Origin of the sequence: Streptomyces sp. adm13(2018) (assembly GCF_008042145.1) — a bacterium.
Lineage (GTDB): Bacteria > Actinomycetota > Actinomycetes > Streptomycetales > Streptomycetaceae > Streptomyces.
In genome coordinates this window covers 3,818-27,451 of sequence record NZ_RDBH01000041.1, presented here as the reverse complement: position 1 = coordinate 27,451, position 23,634 = coordinate 3,818, and the positions used below count along the sequence as shown (strand labels likewise).

The following is a 23,634-nucleotide window of genomic DNA, read 5'->3' as shown; positions in this document are numbered from 1 at the left end:
CCGGGATGTGAACTGCCGGCCGGGCCGGTGCACGGGAGACTGGCCGGAGAAGCCGTCAGGCCCGACGGACCGCAGGCGGTGACGCTCGCGGTGTTCGGCGACGGCGTGGTGCTGACCGAGGACGACGGCACGGGCGGCCCCCACGTGTACCGGTGGGCGCAGGTCGCCCGCCTGTGGTGCGCCAACGACGTTGACGGCAGCCATGCACCGGACGGCACGGTGGTCACGCAGTGGGTACACATGCTGCGGATGGAGTTCACCGATGGCACAGTCTTCGCCTCGCGGATGACCGACCCGCCCGTCACCACACCAGAAGCCGTCTTCCTCTCGGGCCGCATCTCTCCGTCTTCGCCCTCTGTCATGGCACCTCTGGTGGACCGGATCAGGGAGCCTGTGACCGCGCTGCACCTCGCCCGGGCCAGGGCGTCCCTCGCGGCCGGCGAGGAGGTGGAGTTCGGCCCGCTCACCGCCACCCCAAACGGGCTGCGCCACGACGGCAAGGACATCTCCTGGCACAGCATCACCTCGTGCCGCTACAGCGTCGTCATCGCCGACCAGGACGAAAGCGAGCTGGGCGCGCTGCTGCGCGTGGAGTACCGCGCGGCCGAGGATGGCGCGTACGGTCTCCCGTTCCACTGGCTGCGCATACCGGCACTCGACGTACCGGACATGGACGTCCTGATCGGGCTCGTCGACGAAAACCGCACCTGAGCGCGGGGCGCCCCCGGTCCGCCCGTCACCGTGCCCCGGCGGGCTGGGGAACGCCGATGACGTGGACCACGCCGTCCCGCACTGCGCGCAGTGGCGAGGCGCCTGTCCAGGAGACGCCCCGGCGTCGCCGCGGAGAAGGCCTCCCTCGGCAGCAGTCGACCAGCTGGCTTGAGTTCGCGGGAATCCCCGTGCTCGTAATCCGCGGCCCTCAGCTCCCAGTACTACGCCGACGTCGTTCGTGACCGCGTCGCTCTACGACGTCGTCTCCTATGGCTGTCAGAGCGGCATGAGACCCGGGCCACTGAACGGTGGGTGCTGAGGGGAGTTCTGACCGCCGGGCGGGTCAGTTGTCCAGCCCGGCTTCCCACCTGCGTCGGCGCAGTACGTAGTCGCTGAAGAGGTGTCGGCTGCGGTCGAGCAGCTCGCCCACCTCCGCGTCGCCGCGCCGGGCGTCCGGCGACGGATGCCAGCGCTGCACTGCTTGTCCGGCCCAGGTGCGCAGCTTCTTGTCCGGGTCCTGGAACAGACCGACCGCAGCCCGCAGCGCGACGATGCCGCCGCGCGCGTCCAGCAGCCGGAATGCGCCGACGCGGACGTGCCGCGGCCACGTGGAACCGGTGCGCTCCAAGAGCCAGTCGGCGGGCAGTTCCTTCGCGGAGGGCAGGAGGCTGGCGGCGGCCTGGCGGACGACTCCTGTACCAGGGTCTTCGAGGAGCGGTTTCAGCCGATCCACATCGACGCAGTCCAGTGCGCGCAGCCCTTCCACCGCCTGCGCCCGAACCCCGGCCGACGGGTGCTCGAGCAGTGGCCGCAGCAGTCCCGCGTCCGCACGGTTTCCGCACTCGGCCAGCCCGATGACCGCACCGGGCGGCAGCGCGGGGTCACCCGCTACCGTGCACCGCGCCCGGTACCAGGCCGCCGGGTCACCTCCCTGCTGCCGGACGACGTAGCGGGCGCAAGCACGCACGAGAGCGGAGCGGTCGCTGAGATACAGCTCGGCCTCCTCTGTCCGCGCCGCCCTCCTCAGCGCGGTGACGCCTGCCGAACGGGTACGCGGGTTGCGCGCAGACAACAGCTGGGCAGCGGGTCAGAACAGCAGGGAGCCGTCGCTGAGGAACCCCCATGCCGCGTCGATCCTCTCCGAGTTCGGGAAGAGGTCGCGCCAGTTGCCGCTGCCGCGGTGAAAGCTGAGGCTGCCCGAGCCGCCGCCGGTCACATGACGGACGACAAGGTCGGCACGGCCGTCGCGATCGGCGTCGCCGACGGGGATCAGGTCGGTGTAGTAGCCCCAGGTGGTGCCCACCTGGGTCCGGGTGGCGAAGGTGCCGTCGCCCTTGCCGAGGTAGAGCCAGTCGTCGCCGTTCTTGTCGCGGGCGATGAGGTCTCCGGCCGGGCCACCGCCGATGTTCCCCGTGGCGGTGACCTTGTTGTAGATCCCCCACCCGCCGCCGACCCGCACGCGCGGCTGGAAGGGCGAGCTGAGGGAGCCCGTGCCCTTGTAGAGCCACAGGACGCCGTCCTTGTCGGTGGCGAGGAGGTCGCGGCGACCGTCGCCGCTGACGTCGAGGCCCGCGGTGAGGTGGTTGGAGATTCCCCAGCCGCCGCCGACCCTTGCCCGGGTGCCCCGTCGCGGTCCCAGCCGCTTTCGCCGAGTCCTCCTTCGAAGGTCATCGCACCAGTGTCGCCCGGACCCGCACCAGTCCCCGCCGAGTGGCGGGGACGTCGTTCCACGTGTGCTGCACTCGAGGCTGTCGGGGGTGTTCGGGCTGGTGTCGGGGGCGGGCGCTATGGTGCGTGGCCGTGGACGCTGTTGATCTTGACTATCGGGCCCGGACGCGGTCCGGCTGCATACCGCCGGAGCTGGTCTCGCGGCTGCTCGAACACGGCCATGCCGACGTGGTGGAGCAGCAGGCCGGACGGGGGGAGTGGTTCTGCGCGCTGGCGTGGGCGCGGGTGTGGGGTGAGCAGGGCCGAGAGGCCGACGCGTTGGAGGTGCTCGACCCGTATGCGGCGACGGGCTGGTGGACGGCTGTCGTTGCCGTGGTCGAGTCGCTGGAGGGCTGGGGCCGCATCGACGAGGCGATCGAGATCAGCAGGACCCGTATGGAAGCCGGGCACCCGCTGGCTCTGGAGGCCCACACGCGGCTGCTCGCCCGGCACGGCCGCGCCGAGGAGGCCTTCGGCCTGCTCGTGCCGCACGTCGACGACTGGATCCTTGCCACCACCCTGGTCGACGTCGCCTCCGTTGCCGGCCGCGCCGAGGAGGCCGCCGCGCTGCTCGCCGGCCGGATCCGGGCCGGCCACTGCTGCGACGGCCCGTGGTGCTGCCGCAGCCTCGATACCGACACGGTGCTCGGCCTGCTCGCGACGATCCGCGAGCGGCAGGGCCGGATCGATGAGGCCATCGCTCTGCTCCGCCGCCGACAGATCGTCTCGGTCAACAGCCGGGACCAGCTGGCCGGCCTGTTGGCCCGGCACGACCGCATCGAGGAGCTACGCGCCTACGCCGCGCGGGACGGGCATGAGGAGGCTGTACAGCAGCTGGCGGAGCTGCGGGAGGAGGGTGGCGACGTGGAGGGCGCGATCGCCGTATACGGGCAGGCCGGCGGTCCTGCGGCCCGGGACCCGAACCTGGCTCACGAGCTTGCGCGACTCCTGGCCCGACACGGACGTGGTGGAGAGGCGATCGCCGTGATGCGAGCCCAGGCCGACGCCCACCCCGGCGACGACTGGATTCTCCACGCCTTGTCCGAACTGTGCCTCGACCAGGGCCGCCCCGCCGACGGCCTGGCCCACCTCGATGCCCTCGCCGCCCGGCGCGGGGGCGAGGACGGGTGGGACCTGTTCTGGATGCGGCTGCCGCTGATCGCCGCCTGCAGTGGGGCCGACGCGGCGGTCGAACGGGCCCGAGCCCACCCCGAAGGCAACACCTGGTACGCGGCGGAGCACATGGCACACCTCCTCGCCGGTGCCGGGCGCATCGAGGAAGCCGTCACCGTCCTCCAACAGCACGACCGCGGCAACAACCATGACCTCGCCGGCTACCTCATCGACCTCGGCCACATAGAGGAGGCCCTGGCCATCTTGCTGCACAGAAGCCCACCGCCACCGCTCGTGCCGACGACGCACCTGTGGTCCGACGAGCCGCCATTCTGAAGCCCCGACCGAGTGCTGATGATGACTGCCCATCATTCGATGGCTGGTGGAGTCATTCACGTGTTCGCCGCCAGTCCTAGGATGGGGAGCATGAGCAAGGGCCATGCCGGCACACACAAGACCCCGATGACGACGCGGCGGACCCGCTGGCAGGAGGCGGGCAACAGCCAGAACTTCGGCAAGCGGTTCGCCGCGCTCGTCTCCGCCGGAGAGGACATCGACGGCGAGGCCCGGCTCGCCGACACGCTCCTGCCGCGCGGCGCCCGAGTGCTCGACGCCGGTGCCGGCATGGGCCGGGTCACTGCAGCACTTCTGCGGTGCGGGCACGACGTGGTCGCGATCGAGCCCGACGAGGCACTGGTCCGACAGGCCCGGGAGACCTACCCCGGGCTGCCGATCCAGGAGCGCGACATCCTCGACCTCGGCCCCGACGACGGCCCGTTCGACCTGGTCGTCTGCGTGGGCAACGTCATGGTGTACCTGGCCGAGGGCACCGAACGCGCGGCCCTGCATGCGATGCGCGCCGTTCTCGGCGAAAGCGGCCGGATCCTGATCGGCTTCCACCTCCAGGACCGGCCCCCGCACGCTCACGTCTACACCGCGGCCGAATTCGAGGAGGACCTCGCGGCCGTTGGACTCCGCGTCGACCTGCGGGCAGGCACCTACCAGCTGCATCCCGCGAACGAGGCCTACGGCGTCTGGGTCCTGAGCCCCACCCGGAGCGAGATCAGCAACTGAGGATGCGCGGTCATGAGCGACAGCGCGATCATCACCGCGGAGCTGACCACCTTGGTCGAGGAAGCTTCCACGCGGACGGCAGTGAGCCGGGGCCGGTCTCCTACGACCTGGGCAGCGGCTCCTGCTTCCACGGGTCGACCGACTGGTCGCGAGGCGCGCGGGGCGGCCGGCCACCGAGCTCCGATCCCGTCGAATACCGTCAGCGTCACGCAGTCGAGTGCGGCATCAACGAAGAGGCGAGTCGTTCCCTCGCCCCCAGGGAGGGGGTCAGTCAACGACACATACCACCCCGCGATCAGATGATCCGAAGGAAACGGCCTAGGCGTCGCGACCGGAGTCGTCGATCTTCTCGAAGTTCTCGGCAAGGGCTTCGTGCAGTTTCCGGATTACATCCGAACGGCTGTAGGCCAGCTCTGGATGCCACAGAAGTGCTGTCGGCCGTCCTACACGGCCGGTGGTCTGCCGAAGGCTCGCGAGCGGACCATCAGGATGATGCGTTCGCGATGCATGAGAACGGATTCTGGGTGTACCCGTAGATCATGGCGACCTCTCTGACATCCCAGAACCCGAGCCCGAATCTGGATCCGGCCGAAACGACGGAGCACGTCGCCGCCGAGCGGTTCGCTCGGTGGGTGGAGGACGGGGCCGAGCGGTTGCCGCTGCCCGGCTCGGGCAGGACGCAGGAGCGATTCACGGCGTTGCAGTCGCTGGGCCGGGCGGACCTCTCACTTGCCCGGCTGGCAGAAGGGCACGCGGACGCCACGGCCATCCTGCACGAGCTCGGCGCACCTGCACCGGCCGCGGGGGAACGCTGGGGGGTGTGGGCAGCGCGACCGCCCGGGGCCGTTCTGCGCGCGCGTCCGGACGGAAACGGCGGTTGGCTGCTCGATGGGCTGAAGGGGTACTGCTCCGGTGCGCACACCTGCACGCACGCGCTGGTCACCGCTGACACCGATGACGGATACCGGCTGTTCGCCGTCGCGACCGGCCACCCGGGGTACGCCCCGGTCGCCGGTACGTGGCGCGCGGTGGGCATGGCGGGGAGCGATACCCCGGACGTGCGGTTCACTGCGGTGCCGGCACGGGCGGTAGGTGGTGTGGACGCCTACCTGAGGCGTCCCGGCTTCGCCCACGGCGGGGTGGGGGTCGCCGCGTGCTGGCTGGGTGGCGCCCGGGGCGTCGCCGACGCGTTGTTCGCAGCGGCACGTCATCGCGCGCCGGACCCACTGGTGGCGGCCCACCTGGGCTCCGTGGACGTCCTGCTGCACAGTGCGCAGTGGGCGCTCGACATCGCCGCGGCCGCGATCGACGCCGAGCCGCTGGAGGACGGTCCGCCCGCCCAGTTGCGTGTGGCCCGGGTGCGCGCCCTGGTTGCCGATGTTTGCGCGCGTGTACTGGACGAGGTCGGCCGAGCGCTCGGCGCCGGGCCTCTGTGCCATGACGCCGAGCACGCCCAGCGGGTCGCCGACCTCACCGTCTACATCCGTCAGCACCATGCCGAACGTGATCTCGCCGCGCTGGGCCGTCTGGTGACGGAGGAGACGGCGGACGCTGTCGGCGCGAAGGCGGGGACCGATGGCTGAACGGCCCGCCACCGATCTTCCGCGTCCGCTCGCCGCCGATCGCCAACGGGCTGCCGACGCCATCGATGCTGCAGGCACTGCCGAGGAGGTGTGGGCCGCCTGGGCCGGGCGCGAACGTTGGTCCGAGGCTGTGCTGCCCAACGGGCCGGTGCTCGTCGTAGCGGCCCATCCCGACGACGAGGTCCTCGGGTTCGGAGGGACTGCGAGCCGGCTGGCGGCGGCGGGACAACAGGTGCACGTGCTGACGCTGACGGACGGGGAGGGCTCCCATCCCGGAAGCCGGGTGCTGCCCCCGCCCGAACTGGCGCGGGTACGACAGGGGGAGCTGGCCGAGGCACTGGACGTGCTCGGCCTCGACTCCGCTTTCCGGTACCGGATGGGCATCGCGGACACGCGCGTGGACGAAGCGGAAGATCTGGTTGCCGCGCGGGTGCAGCAGCTGGTGCGGGAAACGGGCGCAGGGCTGTGTGTGGCTCCGTGGAGCGGCGATCTGCACGCCGACCACGAGGCGGCTGGCCGGGCCGCGAGGACGGCCGCGGCGGCCGCGGCCGTTCCCCTGTGGCAGTACCCCGTGTGGATGTGGCACTGGGCCACTCCCGGTGACGCCCGCGTGCCCTGGGACCGCCTGCGCCGCCTGCCGCTGACCACAGAGCTGCTGAACCGCAAGAAGGCCGCCGTGCGGTGCTTCCGCACACAGATCGCGCCGCTCGCCGACCACCCGGGCGTGGTGCTGCCCCCGGACGAACTCGACCACCACCAACGCCTCTTCGAAACCGTCTTCCTCGAAGGAGACACCGCATGAAGGACGCGGACCCGCCGGTGCACGACACCGGACCCTCCACGCCGGAAAGCTACTTCGCCCGCATGTACGCGGACACCGCCGACCCCTGGGACCTGGCAAACCGCTGGTACGAGCAGCGCAAGTACGCGCTGACGCTGGCCGCCCTGCCCCGGAGCCGCTATCGCCGCGCGTTCGAGCCGGGCTGCTCCGCCGGAGTACTCACCCGGATGCTGGCCGGACGGTGCGACGAGGTGGTGGCGGCCGACCGGGTGGAACGAGCCGTGGAGACGGCGGCGGCGCGCAACCGCGACCAGCCGCACGTCAGCGTCGAGCACCTCGTCGTACCGGACCAGTGGCCCGCCGGCCGCTTCGACCTCGTGGTGCTGTCCGAGCTGCTGTACTACTTCGACGACGCCCAGCTGCAGAAGACCCTGCACCAGACCGTCGCCTCCCTGGAACCCGGGGGCTCGCTGGTGACCGTGCACTGGAACCACCCCGTACCCGAGCACCGGCTGACCGGCGAGCAGCTGCGCCCGTACCTGGAGGCCGTGCCCGGACTCGTCATCGGGCCCGGCTTCACCGACCCCGACTTCACCCTCGGCACATACACCCGTCCCCTGCCCGACGGCAGCCTGCCGCCTTCGCCGGCCGCCGCCGAGGGCCTGGTGTGACCGCCACGATCAGCGCACTGGTCGTGGCGGTGCCGGCGCACAACGAATCCGTGGACCTTCCCGCGGCGCTTCGCTCGGTCCACCGCGCCCGGCGCCTCGCCGCGGTCCCGCCATGCACGGTCGTGGTCGCAGCTGACGCCTGCACGGACGCCACCGCGGCCACGGCGATCCGGCACGGGGCGCACGTGGTGGAGGTCTCGCACCGGATGGCCGGTGCCGCCCGGGCCGCCGCCGTGGCGCGGGCCCTGGAGCTCTGCGGGACGCGCCCCGAGGAGACCTGGATCGCCACCACCGACGCCGACTGCCGGGTCCCGCCCGACTGGCTCATCCACCACCTGCACCACGCCCGCCGGGGCCGCCAGTGCCTGGTCGGCACCGTCCGCGTCGCCTCCCACCCGTCTCTCGCCCCGCCGGTACGGGCGCTGCACGACGCGCACTACTTCGCCGGCCACGATGGACCCGGCTGGGTGCATCCCCACGTGCACGGGGCCAACCTCGGCATCCGCGCGGACACCTATCTGCGGGCGGGCGGCTTTCCCGCCGTGCCGTACGGGGAGGACCACGCCCTCGTCGCCGCCCTGCCCGCCCACACCCGCGTACTGCGCACAGACGCCTGTCCCGTCACCACCTCCGGACGGACTACTCCACGCGCGCCGCATGGATTCGGCGCGTTCCTGAGGGAACTAGGCGAGGTGTCCGAGGGGGCGTGACAGAACGCGGCAACTCGCGCGCCTCTTATATGCCAAGGAGCCGACGTGTGCCCTTTTACTGGATTGGTTCCGTGGCCCGCCTCCACAGCGAGGTCACCCACCTTCTGCAAGGATGCGCCGCCCCCATGGTCGGCATCGTGCCGACGCAGCGGCTGCGGCGAAGCAACGGCATTCGGAGGCGTAGCGCGGGCCCGTGGCGGGCGTTTGCGTGCGCTGGTCGCCTCCACCCCGGCAGTCGGCGCGATGCGCCCGCCGCCGACCCGCTGCTGACCTTCGGGGACTGCACGGACTGACGCTGCGAGAGACCATCGAGTGCATGGGCAAGCACTCTCGACCCGGACCACCGAACGAGCCGTCTCGCGCCATCCCGGACGTGGACCCTGGCGACCCGCTCGCCGCGTACGACAAGCGGCGCCGTCCGCCACTCGACGCCCACCGCCGTCACCGCCCGCTGCACGGCGGTGGCGGGCACCTCCGCGCCGAGGAGCCACGGGCACTGGAGGAGTGGAACGGATTCTCGTACGATCCCGCAGGCATCGCGGCGAACCTCGCGGACGCCATGCAGTGGGTGAACGAACAGGCGGCCGCCGGCGAACCGATACGCCTGCCTGCAGCCTTCGTCAGGCCGTTACGGTCGGGTCTGGGAGGTCGGGCCGACCGGTGCGCAGCACCTGCACCTCTGACCCCCATGGCGGCACCGGCCGCCGCCTGCCATGCGGCGGGGTCCCGGGGAGTCTGCTTGCGGCGGTCAGCGGGTGAGGGCGGCGGTGAGAGTGGGGTGGAGGGTGAACCAGGTGGTGACGCCGGCGGTGTCGAGGCGGCGTTGGAAGGCGGGGGTGGACTCCTCCGGAGGCGCGGTCGGCCGGATCCCGCCCCAGGCCCCGTCGACGCGGACGCCGGACACCCGGGAGAGTCCCCTCGCCCGGGCTTCCGGTCAGCGCATGGGCTCGGCCGGCGGCAGGGGTGGCAGTGCCTCGCGGGCCGCGTGCCAGGTCGCGGGGAGGGCGGAGACTCCGGTGCGCGAGGCGATCACCCCGCCCGCGATCGCGCAGGTCGTGTCGATGTCACCGAGCCCCCCGACCGTGTGCCACAGGCCCTCCTCCAGGTCGTCGAGGTGCCTCGCCGCACACCACAGGGCGTAGGGGACGGTGTCGGGCCCTGACATGCGGTAGCCGGAGCCCAGTACCTCCGCGGCGTGCCGCACCGAAGTGCGCTCCGGCATCCGGGCCGCGATCCGCAGGCCCGACCGGACGTCGCTCCCGGGCAGGCGGGCGGCGATCTCCCGGAGGAACTCGGGCGCTCGCGGTGCGGGTCCGCCGCGGCTGCGTGTGGCCAGCGCGGCCGCGAGGGCGACCGCCACCGCCCCGGCGACCGCCTCCGGATGGTGGTGGGAGACGGTGCTCTGCCGGGCCGCCTGTTCGGCCACGGCGTCGAGGTCGGCCGCGAGCCAGGCGCCGAGCGGGGCGACCCGCATGGCCGCCCCGTTGCCCCAGGAACCCTGCCCGTCGAACTGCCCGGCGACCACCTCCCGCCAGGGCTCGCCCGCGCCGATCCGGCGGAGCACGTCGTGCATCGAGGCGCCGTACCCGCGGTGGGAGTCCTCGGCGTACGCCGCCGCGAGTCCCAGGGCGAGGCAGTCGAGGTCGACGGCGCCGCCGCCGTCGGCGAGTTCGCGGACGAGGACGACGGCCTGGGCGGTGTCGTCGCTCCACTCCCACAGCGGCTCCGGGGGAGGGGTCCGGGCCTCCAGGGCGGCCGGGCCCTCGCGGCGCAGGATGCCGAACCAGCGGTCGCCGAAGGCGTCGCCGAAGGCGAGCCCGTGCAAGGAGTCGAGGACGGCGGTCGGCAGGGTGATCATCGGACGAGTATCACAGCGGACCGCCCGCCGGGCACCGCGTTTTCGGCGCCGTGGCCCGCGACCTCCGACGCCCCCGGCCGGTCGGTGGTGTGCCGGGTGGCCGGGGGCGTCGGGGAGGGTGCCGGTCGGTGGTGTGCCGCGTGGCCGGGGGGCGTTCCGAGGTGCCGCGCGGCGGTGTCCGGGGTCGCTACGCCGTCGCCAGGGCCAGCGTCGGTGACAACCGCGAAGCCCTGACGGCCGGGTAGAGCCCGGCGACCGTGCCGATCGCGAGGGTCGCGGCGAAGCCGCCGCCGACCGCCCACAGCGGTACGACCCACGGCAGGCCGCCCGAAGCCGCGTACACGCCCGTCGCCGCGCCGCCGAGCGCCACCCCCGCCAGGCCGCCGAGGCCGGACAGCATCAGGGACTCCGTCACGAACTGGATCCTGATCTGGCCCCGTGTCGCGCCGAGGGACCGGCGGAGGCCGATCTCGTGGCGGCGTTCGAGGACCGAGATGATCATCGTGTTGGCCACGCCGACCCCGCCCACCAGGAGCGCGATCCCCCCGAGGCCGAGGAGCAGGGTGGAGAACGCGCCTTCCGTCGCCGCCTTCGCCTTGAGCGCCGAGGACGGATCGCCCACCGACACGTTCTGCGGGTTCTGCGGGTCGATCGTCGGGGCGAGGAGCCGCTGCACCTCCTCGACGGACGCGTCCGAGGACCGCTCGTACACCCTCGTCGGGTGCCCGTCGAAGCCCAGCAGCCGTTCCGCGCCCTGCCAGCCGACCAGGGCCGACCGCTCGATCTCCGGCGCGAGCGGCAGCGGATCGAGGATGCCGATGACCGTGAAGTACCGGTCGTCGATCCAGACCTGCCGGCCGGGCCCGGTGATGCCGAGCCGTTCGGCGGCGACGTGACCGAGGACCACGGAGGGGTAGCGGCCGGTGGCGGCGTTCAGCCAGGCGCCGGACGCGAGTCCGCTCCGGAGGACGTCGAGCAGGTCCCCCGTCGCCGCCTTGACCGCGATCCCGCCGGTCTCGGCCTCCGGGATCTTCTCGGATCGGCGCACCGAACTCCTGAGGTCCCCGGTGCCGGCGGCCTTCTCCACCCCGGCGATCCGGCCGACCATCCCCACCGCGTCCTTCGGGAGCTTGACCTCCTGCCCGCTGAACATCCCCTCGCCCGGCTCGGCGACCAGCATGTTGGTGCCGAGCGCGTCGAGCCGGCGGAGCAACTCGGCCTGGCTGGAGGCCGAGATGCCGACGACCGCGATCATCGTGGCGATCCCGATGGCGATCCCGAGGGCCGAGAGCACCACTCGCACGGGCCGGCTCCGGAGGCCCGCGGAGCCCACGTGGAGGACGTCCCGCGGGCCGAGCCGGGCTGCCGTGAGTCTCCTCGTACGGGGCATCAGGCCGCGACCTTTCCGTCACCGGACGGGCCGGGATCGCCGGAGGCGTCCGTCGTACCGCGGGCCCCGTCGGAGGCGTCCGTCGTGTCGCGAGCGCCGTCGGAGGCGTCCGTCGTGTCGCGCGCACCGTCCCCACCGGCGGCGCCCGCCGTGCCCGGAGCGCCGGTGGCGCCGGTGGCGCCTGACGTCCCCGCCCCGCCGGACCCCGGGGACGTGTCCTCCACCACCCGTCCGTCCCGGATCCGCACCTGTCGCGGCAGCCTCCCGGCGATCTCCGTGTCGTGGGTGATGACGGCGATCGTCGCGCCCTCCGCGTTGAGCTCGTGCAGCAGGGTCATCACCGCCTCGCCGGACGCCGAGTCCAGCGCGCCCGTCGGCTCGTCGGCGAGCAGCAGGGCCGGCTCGCCCACCACGGCGCGCGCGATGGCCACGCGCTGCTTCTGCCCGCCGGACAGCTCGTGCGGCCGGTGCTTCAGCCGGTCCGCCAGGCCCACCCGCGCCAGCGCCTCGGCGGCCAGCTTCCGCCGCCGGGCGCGCGGGAGCCCGGAGTACAGCAGCCCCTCGGCCACGTTCTCCAGCGCGCCCACGCCGGGCACCAGGTGGAAGGCCTGGAAGACGAACCCGATCCGGCGGGCGCGCAGCGCCGACAGCCTGCGGTCCGACAGGGACGCGATGTCGTACCCGGCGATCTCCACCGTGCCGGCGCTGGGCCGGTCCAGGGTGCCGACGATGTGCAGCAGGGTCGACTTCCCGGACCCGGACGGGCCGACGATGCCGAGCAACTCGCCCTCCGCGACCGTGAGATCGACGCCGTCGAGGGCCCGTACCCCGCCCGCGTACTCCTTGGTGACGCCGCGGAGCCGGACGACCGGGGGTGGTGTCCCGGGGGGAGTCGGGGCCGAGGGGACCGGTGATGTCGTCGCGGTCGTCGTCATGCGGACGGCACCCCGACCTTCATGCCCTCGCGCAGCCCCTCGCCGGTGACCTCGACCCGGCCCTGCCCGAACATGCCGAGCTTCACCTCCATGTCGCGTGCCGTGCCGTTCTCGACGACCTGGACGCCGAAACCGCCGCCGGGCAGGGCGAGCAGCGCGTTCACGGGCACGGTCAGGACGTCCCGGCGGGTCTCGCCGGTCAGGTCGACGGTGACCGGTGACTGGTCGATGCCCTGCACCTTCTCCGGCTGGTCGAAGGAGACCGTGACGGAGATCTTCGGCGTCCTGTCCTGCGGGTCGTCGCCCGCCGACGCGGTCTTTCCCACGGCCGACACCCTGCCGGGCAGTGCCGTGCCGTCCGGCAGCCGTACCGTCACCCGGGTGCCGGCCTTCGCCGACCCGGCCTCCGCCACGGGGATCCTGAACCGGACCACCCGCTCGGATCCGGTCACGGTGAGCACCGGCCCGCCCGGTGCGATCCGGTCGCCCGGCGCGGCACCCGCCTCCTTGACCCGTACGGCACTGCCCGCGAAGGCGATGAGGTCCGGGCCGACGGTCCCGGTCTGCTTCAGGTCGTGGGACTTCTGCCAGCGCTTCACGGCGGCGGCCGTCTTCGCGGTGTACTCCTCGTCGACGTCGAACCCGACGTACCCGAGGGCGGCGAGGTTCTCCTCCAGCCGGCGGACGTCCTTGCCCTTGTCACCGGTCTTCAGCGTCCGGTACATCGGCTCGGCCCCGTACATCAGCCGGACCGGACGGCCCTCCACCTCGTACAGCCGTCCGTCCCGCTCGACGACCGTGCCGCCCGCCGCGACCCAGGTCAGCACCCCGGCGGTTCCGGCGTTGATCTTCCGCTCGCCGAGGTGGCCGAGCGTGCCGTCCTGCTGGGAGCTGTCGCTGAGGTCGCCCCGGGTGACGGGCGCGGTCTCGGCGGGCACCCCCTTGGAGTCGGCGGCACCGGCATCCCGCGCCTCCCGGTCGGGCGCGGACACGGCGGTGACCGCCGCCCCGCCGCCCGCGACGGCCACGATCGCCGCGAGGGCGAGCACCAGCCGGCGCCGCGCCATCGGACGTTCGCCGCCGCTCACCGGGCCACGCTCTCGCAGGCCTTGGCGGCCTTGTCGAACTTCTGCTTCTCCGCGCCCCGGGGTATCGGCAGGGCCGCCTGCGCGCCGCCGTCGAACGACGGGTCGGGCATGTTGAAGCCGTTCTCCCGCATGCACTTCGCGTAGGCGAGCGCCTTGTCCTTGTCGGCCTGCGTCGGCTCCTTGCCGAATCCGGCGCCGCCGGCCTTGTCCTGGCAGGCCTTGAACGCCTTCTCCATCTTCTCCTTGGACATGCCGTCACCGCCGATGGTGAGGCCGACGCCCTGCTCGCCCGGCTTGGGCTCGGGCACGTCGAGCCCCTGCTCGCGGAGGCACTTGCGGTGCTCGAAGGCCTGGTCGGCCTTCTTGCCCTCGTCGCTCACGCTCCCGTCCTTCGTCCCGCTCCCCGAGCCGGCAGCGTCGGAGCCGGCTCCCGAACAGGCGGTGGCGAGCAGGGCGAGGGCGGCGGCCAGCGAGGTGGCGGCGGCCCGGGTGATCCGTCGAATCGTCATGGCGAGGAGCGTGCCGCGAAGGGGTGTTTCGTTTCCCTCAGCGGTTTCGTTTACACCGGCGAAAGGTCGCCTTCGGATACACAGGAGGCATGCGCGTACTGGTGGTGGAGGACGAGGCGTTTCTCGCCGAGATGATCGCCGAGGGGCTGCGCCGCGACGCGCTCGCCGTGGACGTCGCGGCGGACGGCCTCGAAGCACTGCGGAAACTGCGGCTGGGCGAGTACGACGTGCTCGTCCTGGACCGGGACCTGCCCGGGCTGCACGGCGACGACGTCTGCCGCCGCGTGGTCGCCCAGCGGCTGATGACCCGGGTGCTGATGCTGACCGCGGCCGGGACCGTACGGGACCGGGTCGAGGGACTCGGCCTGGGCGCCGACGACTACCTGGCCAAGCCCTTCGCGTACGACGAGCTCCTCGCCCGGGTCCTCGCCCTCGGCCGGCGCGCCCGCCCCGCGCTGCCGCCCGTGCTGGAGCGGGCCGGGATCGTCCTCGACTCCGCCCGCCGGCAGGCCAGCCGCGACGGACGCCATCTCCAGCTCTCCCGCAAGGAGTTCGCCGTCCTGGAGTCCCTGCTGCGGGCCGAGGGCGCCGTCGTCAGCGGCGAGGACCTGATCGAGCAGGTCTGGGAGGAGAACACCAGCTACCGCACCAACGCCGTGCGGGTCACGCTGAGCAAGCTCCGCGCGAAGCTGGGCGAGCCGCCGGTGGTGGAGACGGTCCCCGGCTCGGGCTACCGGATCGCCTCGTGAAGCGGGTCGTGACGGGGGAGCGGGCCCGGCTGACCGCGCTGTACGGCGGGCTCCTCCTGCTCGCGGGCGCCCTGCTGACCGGGGTCGTGTACTTCCTCGTGAAGGAGGGCCTGTACTCGTCGATCAGCCTGGCGGTCACCGGGACCGTACCGGCACGGCGGCTCGGGGAGCTGCCGAGCCCCGATCCGAGCGCGCTCGCCAGCGCCGTCCCGGCGAGCCCGGTGACCGCGAGCCCGGCCCCGTCGGCCGCGACCACCCTCCCGAGCGAGGTGCTCGCGATCACGCGCTCGGTGAGCGGCGCCGCGGAGTCGGCGGCCCTGGAACGACTCCTGACGGTCTCCCTGATCGTGCTCCTGGTGTACGCGGTGCTCTCCGTCCTGCTCGCCTGGTGGATGGCGGGCCGGGTGCTCCGGCCGGTCGCCGTCATCACCGAGACGGCCCGCCGGCTGTCCGGCGAGAACCTGCACGAACGGATCGCGCTCGACGGTCCGCCGGGCGAACTGAAGCGGCTCGCCGACACCTTCGACGGGATGCTCGGACGGATGGAGGGGCTGGTCTCCGCCCAGCAGCGGTTCGCGGCGAACGCCGCGCACGAACTGCGCACACCGGTGGCGGTGCAGCGCGCGGCCGCCGAGATCGGGCTCGCGGGCGACCCGTCGCCGGAGCGGGTCGCCCGCATCCGGACGAAGCTGATCGAGGTCGCGGACGACAGCGAACGGATCATCGAGGGACTCCTGCTGCTGGCCGCGTCCGACCAGGGACTCCGGGAGCGCCGTCCGGTGGCCGTGCACGAGGTCGCGCGCCGGGCGGCCGAGGCGATGGGCACCGAGGCGGCGGAGCGCCGGGTGACGGTGTCGGTACGGGCCCGGCCCCTGACGGTCGACGGCGACGCGGTGCTCCTCGACCGGCTGGTGCACAACCTCGTGGCCAACGGCGTACGGCACAACGTCCCCGGGGGCCGGGTCGAGGTCCGCACCGGACCCGGGGGCATCGAGGTGACGAACACCGGACCCGAGATCCCGGGGGAAACGGTCCCGCTGCTGTTCGAGCCGTTCCGCCGGCTGACCGAGCGCACCCACGCCCCGGGCGAGGGCGCCGGACTCGGCCTCTCGATCGTCGCGTCGATCGCCCGCGCCCACGACGCACGGACGGAGGCGCACCCGAATCCGGAGGGCGGCGGACTGACGGTACGGGTGCGGTTCGGGGGAGGGAAGGGGTGACGCGGCGGCGGGTGATCGCGTGATGGCGCGGCCGTTCACGCGCGGACCGGCGCCGACCGGCGCCCGCTAGGACTTGTCCGGTCGATCATGTTGCTGGTCAGGGTGCGAGCGTGTCGAAGACGAGCGTGAGCAACGAGACAAGCGGCAAGCTCTGCCTGTGGGTCGAGCCATGGGGAACCGATCACTGGATGCGTCCGGGTGAGGAGTTCACGGTGGTGACTGAGACGGAGCCGGAGGAGTCGCCGTCCCAGGTGGTCGTGCACGGTCAGGGCATCACGGTGTGGGTGAACTCTGGCAACGATGCCGAGGTCATCGACAAGAACGGTGGCCAGGTGCCGTGTGGGCACCAGAGGCCAGCCGAGGGGCGGTCTTTGAGCTCCCTTGCGGACCGTCAGGTCCGGAGCCAGATGGCCACGGCTGCCGCTGTCGCGGTGCCAAGGTAGACGTAACCGTGCTTGTCGTAGCGAGTGGCGACGGCCCGGGACTGCTTCACACGGTTGATAGCCCTTTCAAGGGTGTTTCGCTCCTTGTACCGCTCCTCGTCGAAGCCCGTTGGACGCCCGCCGCGTGAACCCTTGCGCAGACGGGCCGCCGGAAGGAACGGCCGCAGCCGTTCCCACTCGGCATCCGTCAGATCGCCCCGCCCCATGTCCACATCAACGACCAGTGGACGAACCAGTCACATGATCGGCCGGACGAGTCCTGGCCAGGGGCGCCCGCCAAGGGACGCCCGCCGGCCCCTACGCGAACACGGCCTTGACCAGCGTCTGCTTCACCTTCTCGAACGTCCCGGCCATGGTGGGCAGGTCCATTTCGGCGTCCCCGCCGGTCACCGAGCCGGTCAGGGTCTTGGTGCCGTCGGGCGTGCTGTACATCAGCGCGCCCCAGCCCCAGAACCCTCCGTTGTGGTGGAGGACGGTGCCCCCACCCTCCAGCTCCTCCACGAACACCCCCAGGCCGTAACCCATCGTGGGGCCCGGGACGCGCATCTCGGCCAGCAGCTCGGTCGAGATGAGCTTGCCGCCGTTCAGGGCGGAGAAGAACGTGTGGAGGTCCCGGCTGGTCGAGATCATGTCGCCGGCGGCGGACACCCAGGAGGGATTGAAGCGGGTGGTGTCGACCACCTTCCACTGGCCGGCGTCGTCGTAGCCGAAGTAGCCGTGGGCGTGCGGCTCGGGGATCTCCTCCCGGGTCTCCGGCAGTACGGTGCCCGTCAGTCCGAGCGGGCCCAGGATCAGCCGGTGCGTCTCCTGCGGCAGGGAACGTCCGGTGACCTTCTCGATCAGCAGCCTGGCCAGTACGTAGTTGGTGTTGGAGTAGCTCCAGGCAGACCCCGGCTCGAACCGCGCCGGCTTCGCCAGCGCTCCCCGTACCAGCTCCTCCGGCCGGAAGGTCGCGTACTGGAGGTCGACCCACTCCTTGCCGAAGCCGGCGACCACACCGGGCTCGACCGTCCCGTCGGCGGAGAACTCGCCGGTGAAGTTGAAGATCCCGCTGGTGTGCTGCAACAGCATCCTCACCGTGATCCGCCGGTCGAGCCCGAGTTCGGGCAGGTGGTCGGCCACCAGGTCCTCAAGGCCGAGCCTGCCCTCGTCCACGAGCCGCAGCACGACGGTCGCGACGAAGGTCTTGGTGACGCTGCCGACCCGGAAGTGCCCGTCGGTCGGCGGCTTCACGGTCCGGCCCAGCTCGCTCACGCCGGCGCTGCAGACCCACTCGCCGAGCTCGTCGTTCACGCGCAGCTGCACCCCGGCGAAACCGGCGTCGACGATCTCCTGCATGGCCTTCCGCAGCTCGGGGCGGTCCTGCGCGGCGGCGGTGTTCTGCTCAGTCATGGTGATTCCTCATCTCGCGTCAGCGGGTGTGAGATGAGCGTGGACCCTGACCCAAGGTCAAGGTCAAGGCGACAGAAGGGCGTTACTCTCACCCCATGGCAGAGGGGCTCACGATCGGTCAGGCGGCGGCTTACGTCGGGATCACCGTCAAGACGGTGCGGCACTACCACCGGCTCGGCCTGGTCGCCGAACCGGAGCGGGACCATTCCGGCTACCGGCGCTACGGGTCGGCCGACCTGCTGCGCCTTGTCCAAGTCAGGGCCCTGGCCGGGGCGGGCGTGCCGCTGGCCGAGATCGGCGAGCTGCTCGACGCCGAGCCCGATCGGTTCGCCACCGCCCTGAAGGACGTCCGCCGCCGGCTCACCGAACAGATCGAGGAGCTGACCGCCCGCCGCGACACCCTGCACCGGCTCGCCCACGGAGACCGCGCCCTGCTGCCCGACCGGGCCTGCGCGGTCCTTGAGCGACTCGCCGAGCTCGACTTCAGCCCCGACTACGTCACCACCCAGCGGGAGGCCCTCGTGCTGTCGCGGGCGCTCACTCCCGAGATCTTCGACCTCTTCCTGACCAGCCTCGAGCACCGTCTCGAAGACCCGGAGTTCGTCGAGCTGACCAAGCGCGGCTGGGAGGCAAGGTCCTGGGATCCCGACGACCCGCGGATCGAGGAGCTGGCCTCAGCGGTGGCCGCCAACCTGCTGGGCGACCGCGCGCTGCTGACACCGCCTGCCGAGCGACCGCACCGGCCCGACGCGGACTCCCGGTACGGCGTGGTCAACCACCACCGGGAGGACGAGGCGCCGTCCATCGCCCGGTTGAACACGCTGGTCGAGGGGCACCTACACGCGGCGGGCATCGAGATCCCGCGTCAGTGATCGCCTGCCCCCTGGGGGTTGGGGCGTGTCCGGCGGAGCACGGCCGGACAGCCCGCGACGTCTGGTGCATGGGGTCTCCCCTGGCCCTCAGGGCGTACCTCAGGGCGTAGGGGACGCCTCGCGCGCCACAGGCGTCACAGACCCGGCCATGATCCGCCGGACACCCCTAGGAGGCGCCGGGGTCGGTCGCGGGGGACTTGCCCGCTGCTCCCGACCGCGCGACTCCGTCGACCGCCGCGCAGATGCCGTAGACCCGCGCGTGGCCGGTCCAGCCGTTCACCCGGCCGCGGTTGTTGCTGATCTGCACCCGCTTCCTGTCGTGGTCGACGGCCGACACCAGGTGCAGGTACACCGTCCCGGCGACCCGGGCGAGCACGACGTCGCCGACCTCCACCTTCGCCGGGTCGACCGGGACGACGACGACTTGCTGCCGGCTGCGGATCAGCGGGATCATCGAGGAGCCGCTGGGCCGGAACGTCACGGTGGCCCCGCCTGCGACCCTGCCCGCGACGGCGCTCATGGCACCCATCCGGGGATCGTGACGCGCGGCCCCGGCGCCGCTCCACCGGATTACCGCGCGGGCGGACGCGCGAAGTGGCGGGCCGTGGGGACCAGGGCCGCCGCGGCCGGCACGAGGAAGCAGGCCGCGGCGCACACAGCGAGCACCGGCGTGACGCCGAAGCGGCCGATCGCCGGGGCGATCAGGGCGAGACCGACCGGCGCGAGGCCGTAGGACACCAGGAAGTCCAGCGATGAGACCCGGGCCAGCTTGTCGGGGGAGACCTCGCGCTGGGTGGCGGTGAACCAGGGCACGTTGAACAGCTCGATGCCGATCCCGGCGACGGCGTACGCCGCGACGACCACCGCCGGATGCACCGGCAGCGTCAGGCTCAGGGGCGCGACCCCGTAGGCGCCGAGCCCGGCCAGCGCGGCCCAGCCCTGGGAGCGCGGCCGCCAGCGGGCGATGACCAGCGCCCCGCCGAGCGCGCCCACCGTGTACGCGGTCATGGCGGCGGCCAGCACCCACTCGGTGCCGTAACGGTCCCGGCTGATCAGGGGCAGCGCGACGCTGGTGGCGGAGTAGCCGAGCGCGATGACCGCGACGAGGGCGGCGAGTCCGCCGAGGAACCAGGGGTGGCGGCGTGCCTCCCGTATGCCTTCCAGGAACTCGGCACGGAACCCGGCGCGCGGGGCACGGTCCGCGGACGGCCCTGACGCGGGGTCGGGAACGCCGTCCGCACCGGCAGCCGGCTCCGCACCCGGCTCTGCGGCGCCCGCAGCAACGCTCCCCTTGCCCGGCGCGAGTGCGGCGACCAGCCACAGCGCCCCGATGCCGAGCAGCAGGGTGCGGACGTCCAGGAACGCGGCGAGCAGCGCGGTCAGCGCTGGTCCGGCAAGCGTGGAGCCGCGTACCGCCATGGTCATGGCGGCGTTGGCCTGTTGCCGCCGGCCCGGTTCGACGGTCTCTGCCGTGAGGGCCTGGAACGCGGGCCGGCAGGCGCCCTGTCCGGCGCCGGCGAGGGCCGCCGCGAACGTCATCAGCACGAGCGACCGGCCGAGACCCGCGGCGAGCAGCGGAGCGGCGGCCGCCGCCGCGAGGGCGGACCAGAGGACCACCGCGCGGCGGGAGTGCCGGTCGGCGAGCACGCCGCCGACGGCGACGGCGAGGAGGAAGCCGGCGGTGCGGGCGGCCAGGACGAGTCCGAGTCCCGCGGCGCCCAGATCGCGGTGGAGCACGGCGAGCCCGAGGACGAAGGGCAGGGCCCAGGTCGCGAGGCCGGACGCGGTCGTCCCCGCCCACAGGCGCAGGAACGCCGGATCGAGAACGATCGAACGCGGGGGCGGGGAAGGCGACTTGGTCGCCGTCGGCGCGGGTGTGGTTGCCACGGTGAGCTGCTCCTCGGAGGTGGGGGAGCGGCTCGGCGAACCGCCCCCGGGGTCGTTAATGAAAATGATTGCCATTACAGTACCCTTCGAACGCGGCACTCCTGCCCGGTGCACGACACACCCCTGCCTGCCCCTCCCAGACCGGAGAACCCATGCGCCACCCCGCCCGAATCGGTATCGCCCTGACCCTCGCCCTCGCCACCGCGGGCTGCTCCACCGCAGGCGGCGGCGGGTCCGCGGCCGACGCCGAACCCGCCGCACATCCGCCCGCCCGGGCCACCGTCACCAGCTGTGGCCAGGACGTGGCGCTCTCCAAGCCGCCCAAGCGGGCCGTCGCGCTGGACCAGAGTTCGACCGAGACCCTGCTCGAACTCGGCCTCCAGGACCGGATGGCGGGCACCGCCAACCTCAAGACCAAGATCCCCGCTCCGTACCGAGCCGCGTACGCGAAGATCCCCGTGATCGCGCCGAGGATCGCCACCGGCGAGCAACTGCGGGCGGCGACGCCCGACTTCGTCATGGCCGGCTCGGCCGACCTCTACACCGCGGACCGCGCCGGCACCCGCGAGGAGCTGGGCGCCCTGAAGGTGCCCACCTTCGTCAGCGCCGTGGACTGCCCGCAGCACAACCCGCCCGGCCGGACCCCCTTCGAGCTGCTCTTCTCCGACTACGAGAACCTGGGCAGGCTCTTCGGCGCCGAGGAGCGCGCCGGAAAGCTCGCCGCGGAGCAGCGCGCCGCGGTCGCCCGGGCGGGCGCGAACGCCTCCGCCGCACCACGGGACGCGGACCGGCCCACCGTGGTCTACCTCTACTCCGTCTTCAACGGCATGCCGTACGTCGCGGGCGGGACCGGCCTCCCCAGCGAGATGAGCCGGATCGTCGGAGCGAAGAACGCCTTCGACGACGTCGACGAGGACTGGCCCGAGGTCTCCTGGGAGGAGGTCGCCCGCCGCGACCCCGACGTCATCGTGATCGGCGACCTCTCCGAGCGGGGCCGCCCCGGCGACAGCGCGGCCGAGAAGCGCGCCACGATGACCGCGCACCCGGTGATCTCCCGGCTGGCCGCGGTCCGCGAGAACCGGATCATCGAGGTGCCGGGCATCGAACTCGACCCCTCCGTCCGCTCGGTGCACGCCCTCGGGCTGCTCGCCCAGGGCATGAAGGACCTCGGACATGCCCACTGACCCGCCTGCTGCCAGGGGTCCGGTAGCCGCGACTGACCCGCCCGCCGCCGCGGTCCGCATCGGCACCGCCGACACCGGCTGGACCGACCTGGCCCGCGTCCTCGCCACCCGTCTCGGCCTGGACGTCGAGCCGTTGCCCCCGCTGGTGGACTCGCTGCTGTGGGACCTGCGGCTGCCCCGCGTCCTGATGGCCGCGCTCGTGGGCGCCTCGCTCGCCGTGTGCGGCACGGTGCTCCAGGCGGTCACCCGCAACGCCCTCGCCGACCCCTACCTGCTCGGCATCTCGTCCGGCGCATCGACGGGAGCGGTGGCCGTCGTCGTCCTCGGCATCGGCGCCACCACCCTGGGAGTCACCGGCGGCGCTCTCGCGGGCGCCCTGCTCTCCTTCGCCCTGCTCCTCCTCCTGCTGCGGCGCACCGGCCTCGACTCCGTCCGCATCGTCCTCACCGGGGTGGTCGTCGGGCAGCTGCTCACCGCCCTGACGTCGCTGATCCTGATGGCCTCGGCCGACGCGGACACGACCCGGGCCGTCACCCACTGGCTGCTGGGATCGATGGCCCCCGCCCGCTGGAACACCGTCGTGGTCTGCGCGATCGTCACCCCGCTGGGTCTCGCGGTCGCGTGGCTGTGCTCGAACGCCCTCGACGGCCTCGCGTTCGGCACCGACACCGCCGCGTCCCTCGGCATCGACGTGCGGCACACCCGGATGCTGCTGCTCGTGGTGACCTCCGCGCTGACCGCGGTCGCCGTGGCCACCGTCGGCGCCATCGGCTTCGTCGGACTCATCGTGCCCCACGGGGTGCGCTTCCTCGTCGGACCGCTGCACCGGGTGCTCCTGCCGTACGCGGCGCTGGCCGGCGCGGTGTTCCTCGTGTGGACGGACGCTCTCGCCCGGATCGCGTTCGCGCCCCGCGAGGTCCCCGTCGGAGTGATCACCGCGCTCCTCGGCGTACCGCTCTTCCTCCTCGTCCTGCGCAGGAGGGGGGAACTGTGAGGATCACCGCCGACAACCTGAGCTGGTCGTTCGCGGGCACCCGGGTCGTACGCGAGGTCAGCGCGGCCGTCGCTCCCGGCGAGACCGTCGGTCTGCTCGGCCCGAACGGCTCCGGGAAGTCCTCCCTGCTCCGCTGCCTGGCCGGGCTCCGGGCCCCCGACACGGGGACGGTCCGGTACGACGGCGTCCCGGTGGCCGGCTGGAGCCCGCGCAGGATCGCGCGTCACGTCGCCTTCGTCGCGCAGGACTCGGGCGCCGACAGCGATCTGCGCGTCGCCGACGTCGTCGGCCTCGGCCGCACCCCCTTCCGGGACCGCTGGCGCGGAGCCGACGCCACCGACCGGGCGGTGATCACCGCCGCGCTGGAGGTCGTCGGCCTCACGGCCCTCGCCGACCGCTCCTGGAAGGCGCTCTCGGGCGGCGAGCGCCAGCGTGCCCACATCGCCCGGGCGCTGGCCCAGCAGCCGTACGCGCTGCTCCTCGACGAACCCACCAACCACCTCGACGTCAAGCACCAGCTGGCTCTCATGGAGCTGCTGACCGGTACCGAACGGACCGTCCTGCTCGCCCTGCACGACCTCTCGCTCGCGGCCCGGTACTGCGACCGGCTCCTCCTCCTGCACCACGGACGCCTGGTCGCGGCCGGCACCCCCGAGGCCGTTCTGACGGCCGATCGGCTCGCCGAGGTGTTCGAGGTCGACGCCRAACTCACCACCGACGCCCTGGGACACCCGACCGTCAGTACCGGGCCGCGAGCGAGAGG

General features: G+C 72.8%; 23 protein-coding genes and 4 pseudogenes. 15 read left to right on the top strand and 12 right to left on the bottom strand.

From position 1 onward, the window contains the following. Positions 1-78: 78 nt before the first annotated feature. A complete protein-coding gene (locus EAO70_RS03575) occupies positions 79-711 on the top strand; it encodes a hypothetical protein (RefSeq protein WP_148001564.1) in 633 nt (210 codons plus the stop codon). A 343-nt stretch (positions 712-1,054) separates the two neighbouring features. Here EAO70_RS03575 and EAO70_RS03570 read toward each other — a convergent pair. Beyond that, positions 1,055-1,786: pseudogene (locus tag EAO70_RS03570) on the bottom strand (HEAT repeat domain-containing protein); the annotation flags it as partial. A gap of 12 nt (positions 1,787-1,798) precedes the next feature. After that, a complete protein-coding gene (locus EAO70_RS37575) occupies positions 1,799-2,170 on the bottom strand; it encodes an FG-GAP repeat domain-containing protein (protein WP_187283707.1) in 372 nt (123 codons plus the stop codon). Positions 2,171-2,511: 341 nt separating this feature from the next. Between EAO70_RS37575 and EAO70_RS03560 the strand changes: the two genes are divergently transcribed. From EAO70_RS03560 to EAO70_RS38440, 7 genes and pseudogenes are all read left to right on the top strand, one after another. Next, the gene (locus EAO70_RS03560) at positions 2,512-3,867 is read left to right on the top strand and encodes a tetratricopeptide repeat protein (RefSeq protein WP_148001562.1); all 1,356 of its coding nucleotides are present in this window, start codon (positions 2,512-2,514) and stop codon (positions 3,865-3,867) included. Positions 3,868-3,957: 90 nt separating this feature from the next. Further along, positions 3,958-4,605: a class I SAM-dependent methyltransferase gene (locus EAO70_RS03555; RefSeq protein WP_222723428.1), complete on the top strand. Its 648-nt coding sequence runs from the start codon at positions 3,958-3,960 to the stop codon at positions 4,603-4,605. A 539-nt stretch (positions 4,606-5,144) separates the two neighbouring features. Further along, positions 5,145-6,188: an acyl-CoA dehydrogenase gene (locus EAO70_RS03545; RefSeq protein WP_261992629.1), complete on the top strand. Its 1,044-nt coding sequence runs from the start codon at positions 5,145-5,147 to the stop codon at positions 6,186-6,188. After that, complete coding sequence (locus tag EAO70_RS03540) at positions 6,181-6,990, top strand: PIG-L deacetylase family protein (RefSeq protein WP_148001559.1); 810 nt, start codon at positions 6,181-6,183, stop codon at positions 6,988-6,990. The genes EAO70_RS03545 and EAO70_RS03540 overlap by 8 nt, the downstream gene beginning before the upstream one ends. Continuing rightward, positions 6,987-7,640 (top strand): class I SAM-dependent DNA methyltransferase, encoded by a 654-nt coding sequence (locus EAO70_RS03535; protein ID WP_261992628.1) that lies wholly within the window; start codon positions 6,987-6,989, stop codon positions 7,638-7,640. The genes EAO70_RS03540 and EAO70_RS03535 overlap by 4 nt, the downstream gene beginning before the upstream one ends. Further along, positions 7,637-8,350, top strand: coding sequence for a glycosyltransferase (locus EAO70_RS03530; RefSeq protein WP_148001558.1), 714 nt, complete (start codon positions 7,637-7,639; stop codon positions 8,348-8,350). Before EAO70_RS03535 ends, EAO70_RS03530 begins: the two co-directional genes overlap by 4 nt. Before the next feature lie 316 nt (positions 8,351-8,666). After that, positions 8,667-8,951, top strand: a pseudogene (locus EAO70_RS38440) (DUF6087 family protein); the annotation flags it as partial. A 147-nt stretch (positions 8,952-9,098) separates the two neighbouring features. Here the strand turns inward: EAO70_RS38440 and EAO70_RS37570 are convergent. The 6 genes and pseudogenes from EAO70_RS37570 to EAO70_RS03500 all read right to left on the bottom strand — a co-directional run bounded on the left by EAO70_RS37570 (position 9,099) and on the right by EAO70_RS03500 (position 14,130). After that, positions 9,099-9,254, bottom strand: a complete 156-nt coding sequence (locus tag EAO70_RS37570; protein WP_187283706.1) for a hypothetical protein — start codon at positions 9,252-9,254, stop codon at positions 9,099-9,101. 30 nt (positions 9,255-9,284) lie between these two features. Continuing rightward, positions 9,285-10,208, bottom strand: a complete 924-nt coding sequence (locus EAO70_RS03520) for an ADP-ribosylglycohydrolase family protein (RefSeq protein WP_148001557.1) — start codon at positions 10,206-10,208, stop codon at positions 9,285-9,287. 187 nt (positions 10,209-10,395) lie between these two features. Further along, positions 10,396-11,598 (bottom strand): ABC transporter permease, encoded by a 1,203-nt coding sequence (locus EAO70_RS03515; RefSeq protein WP_148001556.1) that lies wholly within the window; start codon positions 11,596-11,598, stop codon positions 10,396-10,398. A 176-nt stretch (positions 11,599-11,774) separates the two neighbouring features. Then, positions 11,775-12,533, bottom strand: a pseudogene (locus EAO70_RS03510) (ABC transporter ATP-binding protein); the annotation flags it as partial. After that, a complete protein-coding gene (locus EAO70_RS03505; protein WP_148001571.1) occupies positions 12,530-13,600 on the bottom strand; it encodes an efflux RND transporter periplasmic adaptor subunit in 1,071 nt (356 codons plus the stop codon). The pseudogene EAO70_RS03510 and the gene EAO70_RS03505, both read right to left, overlap by 4 nt. Positions 13,601-13,617: 17 nt before the next feature. Next, on the bottom strand, positions 13,618-14,130 hold the full coding sequence (locus EAO70_RS03500; RefSeq protein ID WP_148001555.1) for a hypothetical protein: 513 nt from the start codon (positions 14,128-14,130) through the stop codon (positions 13,618-13,620). Between the two features lie 89 nt (positions 14,131-14,219). Between EAO70_RS03500 and EAO70_RS03495 the strand changes: the two genes are divergently transcribed. The 3 genes from EAO70_RS03495 to EAO70_RS03485 all read left to right on the top strand — a co-directional run bounded on the left by EAO70_RS03495 (position 14,220) and on the right by EAO70_RS03485 (position 16,542). After that, the gene (locus EAO70_RS03495) at positions 14,220-14,879 is read left to right on the top strand and encodes a response regulator transcription factor (RefSeq protein WP_148001554.1); all 660 of its coding nucleotides are present in this window, start codon (positions 14,220-14,222) and stop codon (positions 14,877-14,879) included. Further along, the gene (locus EAO70_RS03490) at positions 14,876-16,099 is read left to right on the top strand and encodes an ATP-binding protein (RefSeq protein WP_261992626.1); all 1,224 of its coding nucleotides are present in this window, start codon (positions 14,876-14,878) and stop codon (positions 16,097-16,099) included. Before EAO70_RS03495 ends, EAO70_RS03490 begins: the two co-directional genes overlap by 4 nt. Before the next feature lie 110 nt (positions 16,100-16,209). Then, entirely contained in the window at positions 16,210-16,542 is a 333-nt protein-coding gene (locus EAO70_RS03485; RefSeq protein ID WP_261992625.1) for a hypothetical protein, read from the top strand. Here the strand turns inward: EAO70_RS03485 and EAO70_RS38795 are convergent. Continuing rightward, positions 16,491-16,691 (bottom strand): annotated as a pseudogene (locus EAO70_RS38795) (IS5/IS1182 family transposase); the annotation flags it as partial. The gene EAO70_RS03485 and the pseudogene EAO70_RS38795 overlap by 52 nt on opposite strands. Before the next feature lie 148 nt (positions 16,692-16,839). Continuing rightward, positions 16,840-17,934 carry a serine hydrolase domain-containing protein gene (locus EAO70_RS03475; RefSeq protein ID WP_148001552.1) on the bottom strand — a complete coding sequence of 365 codons (1,095 nt, stop codon included), beginning with the start codon at positions 17,932-17,934 and terminating at the stop codon, positions 16,840-16,842. Between the two features lie 95 nt (positions 17,935-18,029). Here EAO70_RS03475 and EAO70_RS03470 point away from each other — a divergent pair, with 95 nt between their 5' ends. Beyond that, positions 18,030-18,806 carry a MerR family transcriptional regulator gene (locus tag EAO70_RS03470; RefSeq protein WP_148001551.1) on the top strand — a complete coding sequence of 259 codons (777 nt, stop codon included), beginning with the start codon at positions 18,030-18,032 and terminating at the stop codon, positions 18,804-18,806. Positions 18,807-18,972: 166 nt separating this feature from the next. On the opposite strand, the gene EAO70_RS03465 is transcribed toward EAO70_RS03470, so the two are convergent. Beyond that, complete coding sequence (locus EAO70_RS03465) at positions 18,973-19,335, bottom strand: S26 family signal peptidase (protein WP_148001550.1); 363 nt, start codon at positions 19,333-19,335, stop codon at positions 18,973-18,975. Between the two features lie 41 nt (positions 19,336-19,376). Then, on the bottom strand, positions 19,377-20,693 hold the full coding sequence (locus tag EAO70_RS03460; RefSeq protein WP_410091009.1) for an MFS transporter: 1,317 nt from the start codon (positions 20,691-20,693) through the stop codon (positions 19,377-19,379). 152 nt (positions 20,694-20,845) lie between these two features. On the opposite strand from EAO70_RS03460, the gene EAO70_RS03455 reads away from it, so the two are divergent. The 3 genes from EAO70_RS03455 to EAO70_RS03445 all read left to right on the top strand — a co-directional run. After that, a complete protein-coding gene (locus EAO70_RS03455; RefSeq protein ID WP_187283705.1) occupies positions 20,846-21,877 on the top strand; it encodes an ABC transporter substrate-binding protein in 1,032 nt (343 codons plus the stop codon). Continuing rightward, a complete protein-coding gene (locus EAO70_RS03450) occupies positions 21,867-22,871 on the top strand; it encodes a FecCD family ABC transporter permease (RefSeq protein WP_148001547.1) in 1,005 nt (334 codons plus the stop codon). The genes EAO70_RS03455 and EAO70_RS03450 overlap by 11 nt, the downstream gene beginning before the upstream one ends. Further along, positions 22,868-23,634, top strand: a 767-nt coding sequence (locus EAO70_RS03445; protein ID WP_148001569.1) for an ABC transporter ATP-binding protein, incomplete at its 3' end; no start/stop codon positions are given. The genes EAO70_RS03450 and EAO70_RS03445, both read left to right, overlap by 4 nt.

Bases quoted from the DNA above. Each gene is read 5' to 3' on its own strand.
- EAO70_RS03555 (WP_222723428.1), top strand. From the start codon at position 3,958: ATGAGCAAGGGCCATGCCGGCACACACAAGACCCCGATGACGACGCGG.
- EAO70_RS03545 (WP_261992629.1), top strand. From the start codon at position 5,145: ATGGCGACCTCTCTGACATCCCAGAACCCGAGCCCGAATCTGGATCCG.
- EAO70_RS03540 (WP_148001559.1), top strand. From the start codon at position 6,181: ATGGCTGAACGGCCCGCCACCGATCTTCCGCGTCCGCTCGCCGCCGAT.
- EAO70_RS03535 (WP_261992628.1), top strand. From the start codon at position 6,987: ATGAAGGACGCGGACCCGCCGGTGCACGACACCGGACCCTCCACGCCG.
- EAO70_RS03520 (WP_148001557.1), bottom strand. From the start codon at position 10,208: ATGATCACCCTGCCGACCGCCGTCCTCGACTCCTTGCACGGGCTCGCC.
- EAO70_RS03515 (WP_148001556.1), bottom strand. From the start codon at position 11,598: ATGCCCCGTACGAGGAGACTCACGGCAGCCCGGCTCGGCCCGCGGGAC.
- EAO70_RS03505 (WP_148001571.1), bottom strand. From the start codon at position 13,600: ATGGCGCGGCGCCGGCTGGTGCTCGCCCTCGCGGCGATCGTGGCCGTC.
- EAO70_RS03500 (WP_148001555.1), bottom strand. From the start codon at position 14,130: ATGACGATTCGACGGATCACCCGGGCCGCCGCCACCTCGCTGGCCGCC.
- EAO70_RS03495 (WP_148001554.1), top strand. From the start codon at position 14,220: ATGCGCGTACTGGTGGTGGAGGACGAGGCGTTTCTCGCCGAGATGATC.
- EAO70_RS03475 (WP_148001552.1), bottom strand. From the start codon at position 17,934: ATGACTGAGCAGAACACCGCCGCCGCGCAGGACCGCCCCGAGCTGCGG.
- EAO70_RS03470 (WP_148001551.1), top strand. From the start codon at position 18,030: ATGGCAGAGGGGCTCACGATCGGTCAGGCGGCGGCTTACGTCGGGATC.
- EAO70_RS03465 (WP_148001550.1), bottom strand. From the start codon at position 19,335: ATGGGTGCCATGAGCGCCGTCGCGGGCAGGGTCGCAGGCGGGGCCACC.
- EAO70_RS03455 (WP_187283705.1), top strand. From the start codon at position 20,846: ATGCGCCACCCCGCCCGAATCGGTATCGCCCTGACCCTCGCCCTCGCC.
- EAO70_RS03450 (WP_148001547.1), top strand. From the start codon at position 21,867: ATGCCCACTGACCCGCCTGCTGCCAGGGGTCCGGTAGCCGCGACTGAC.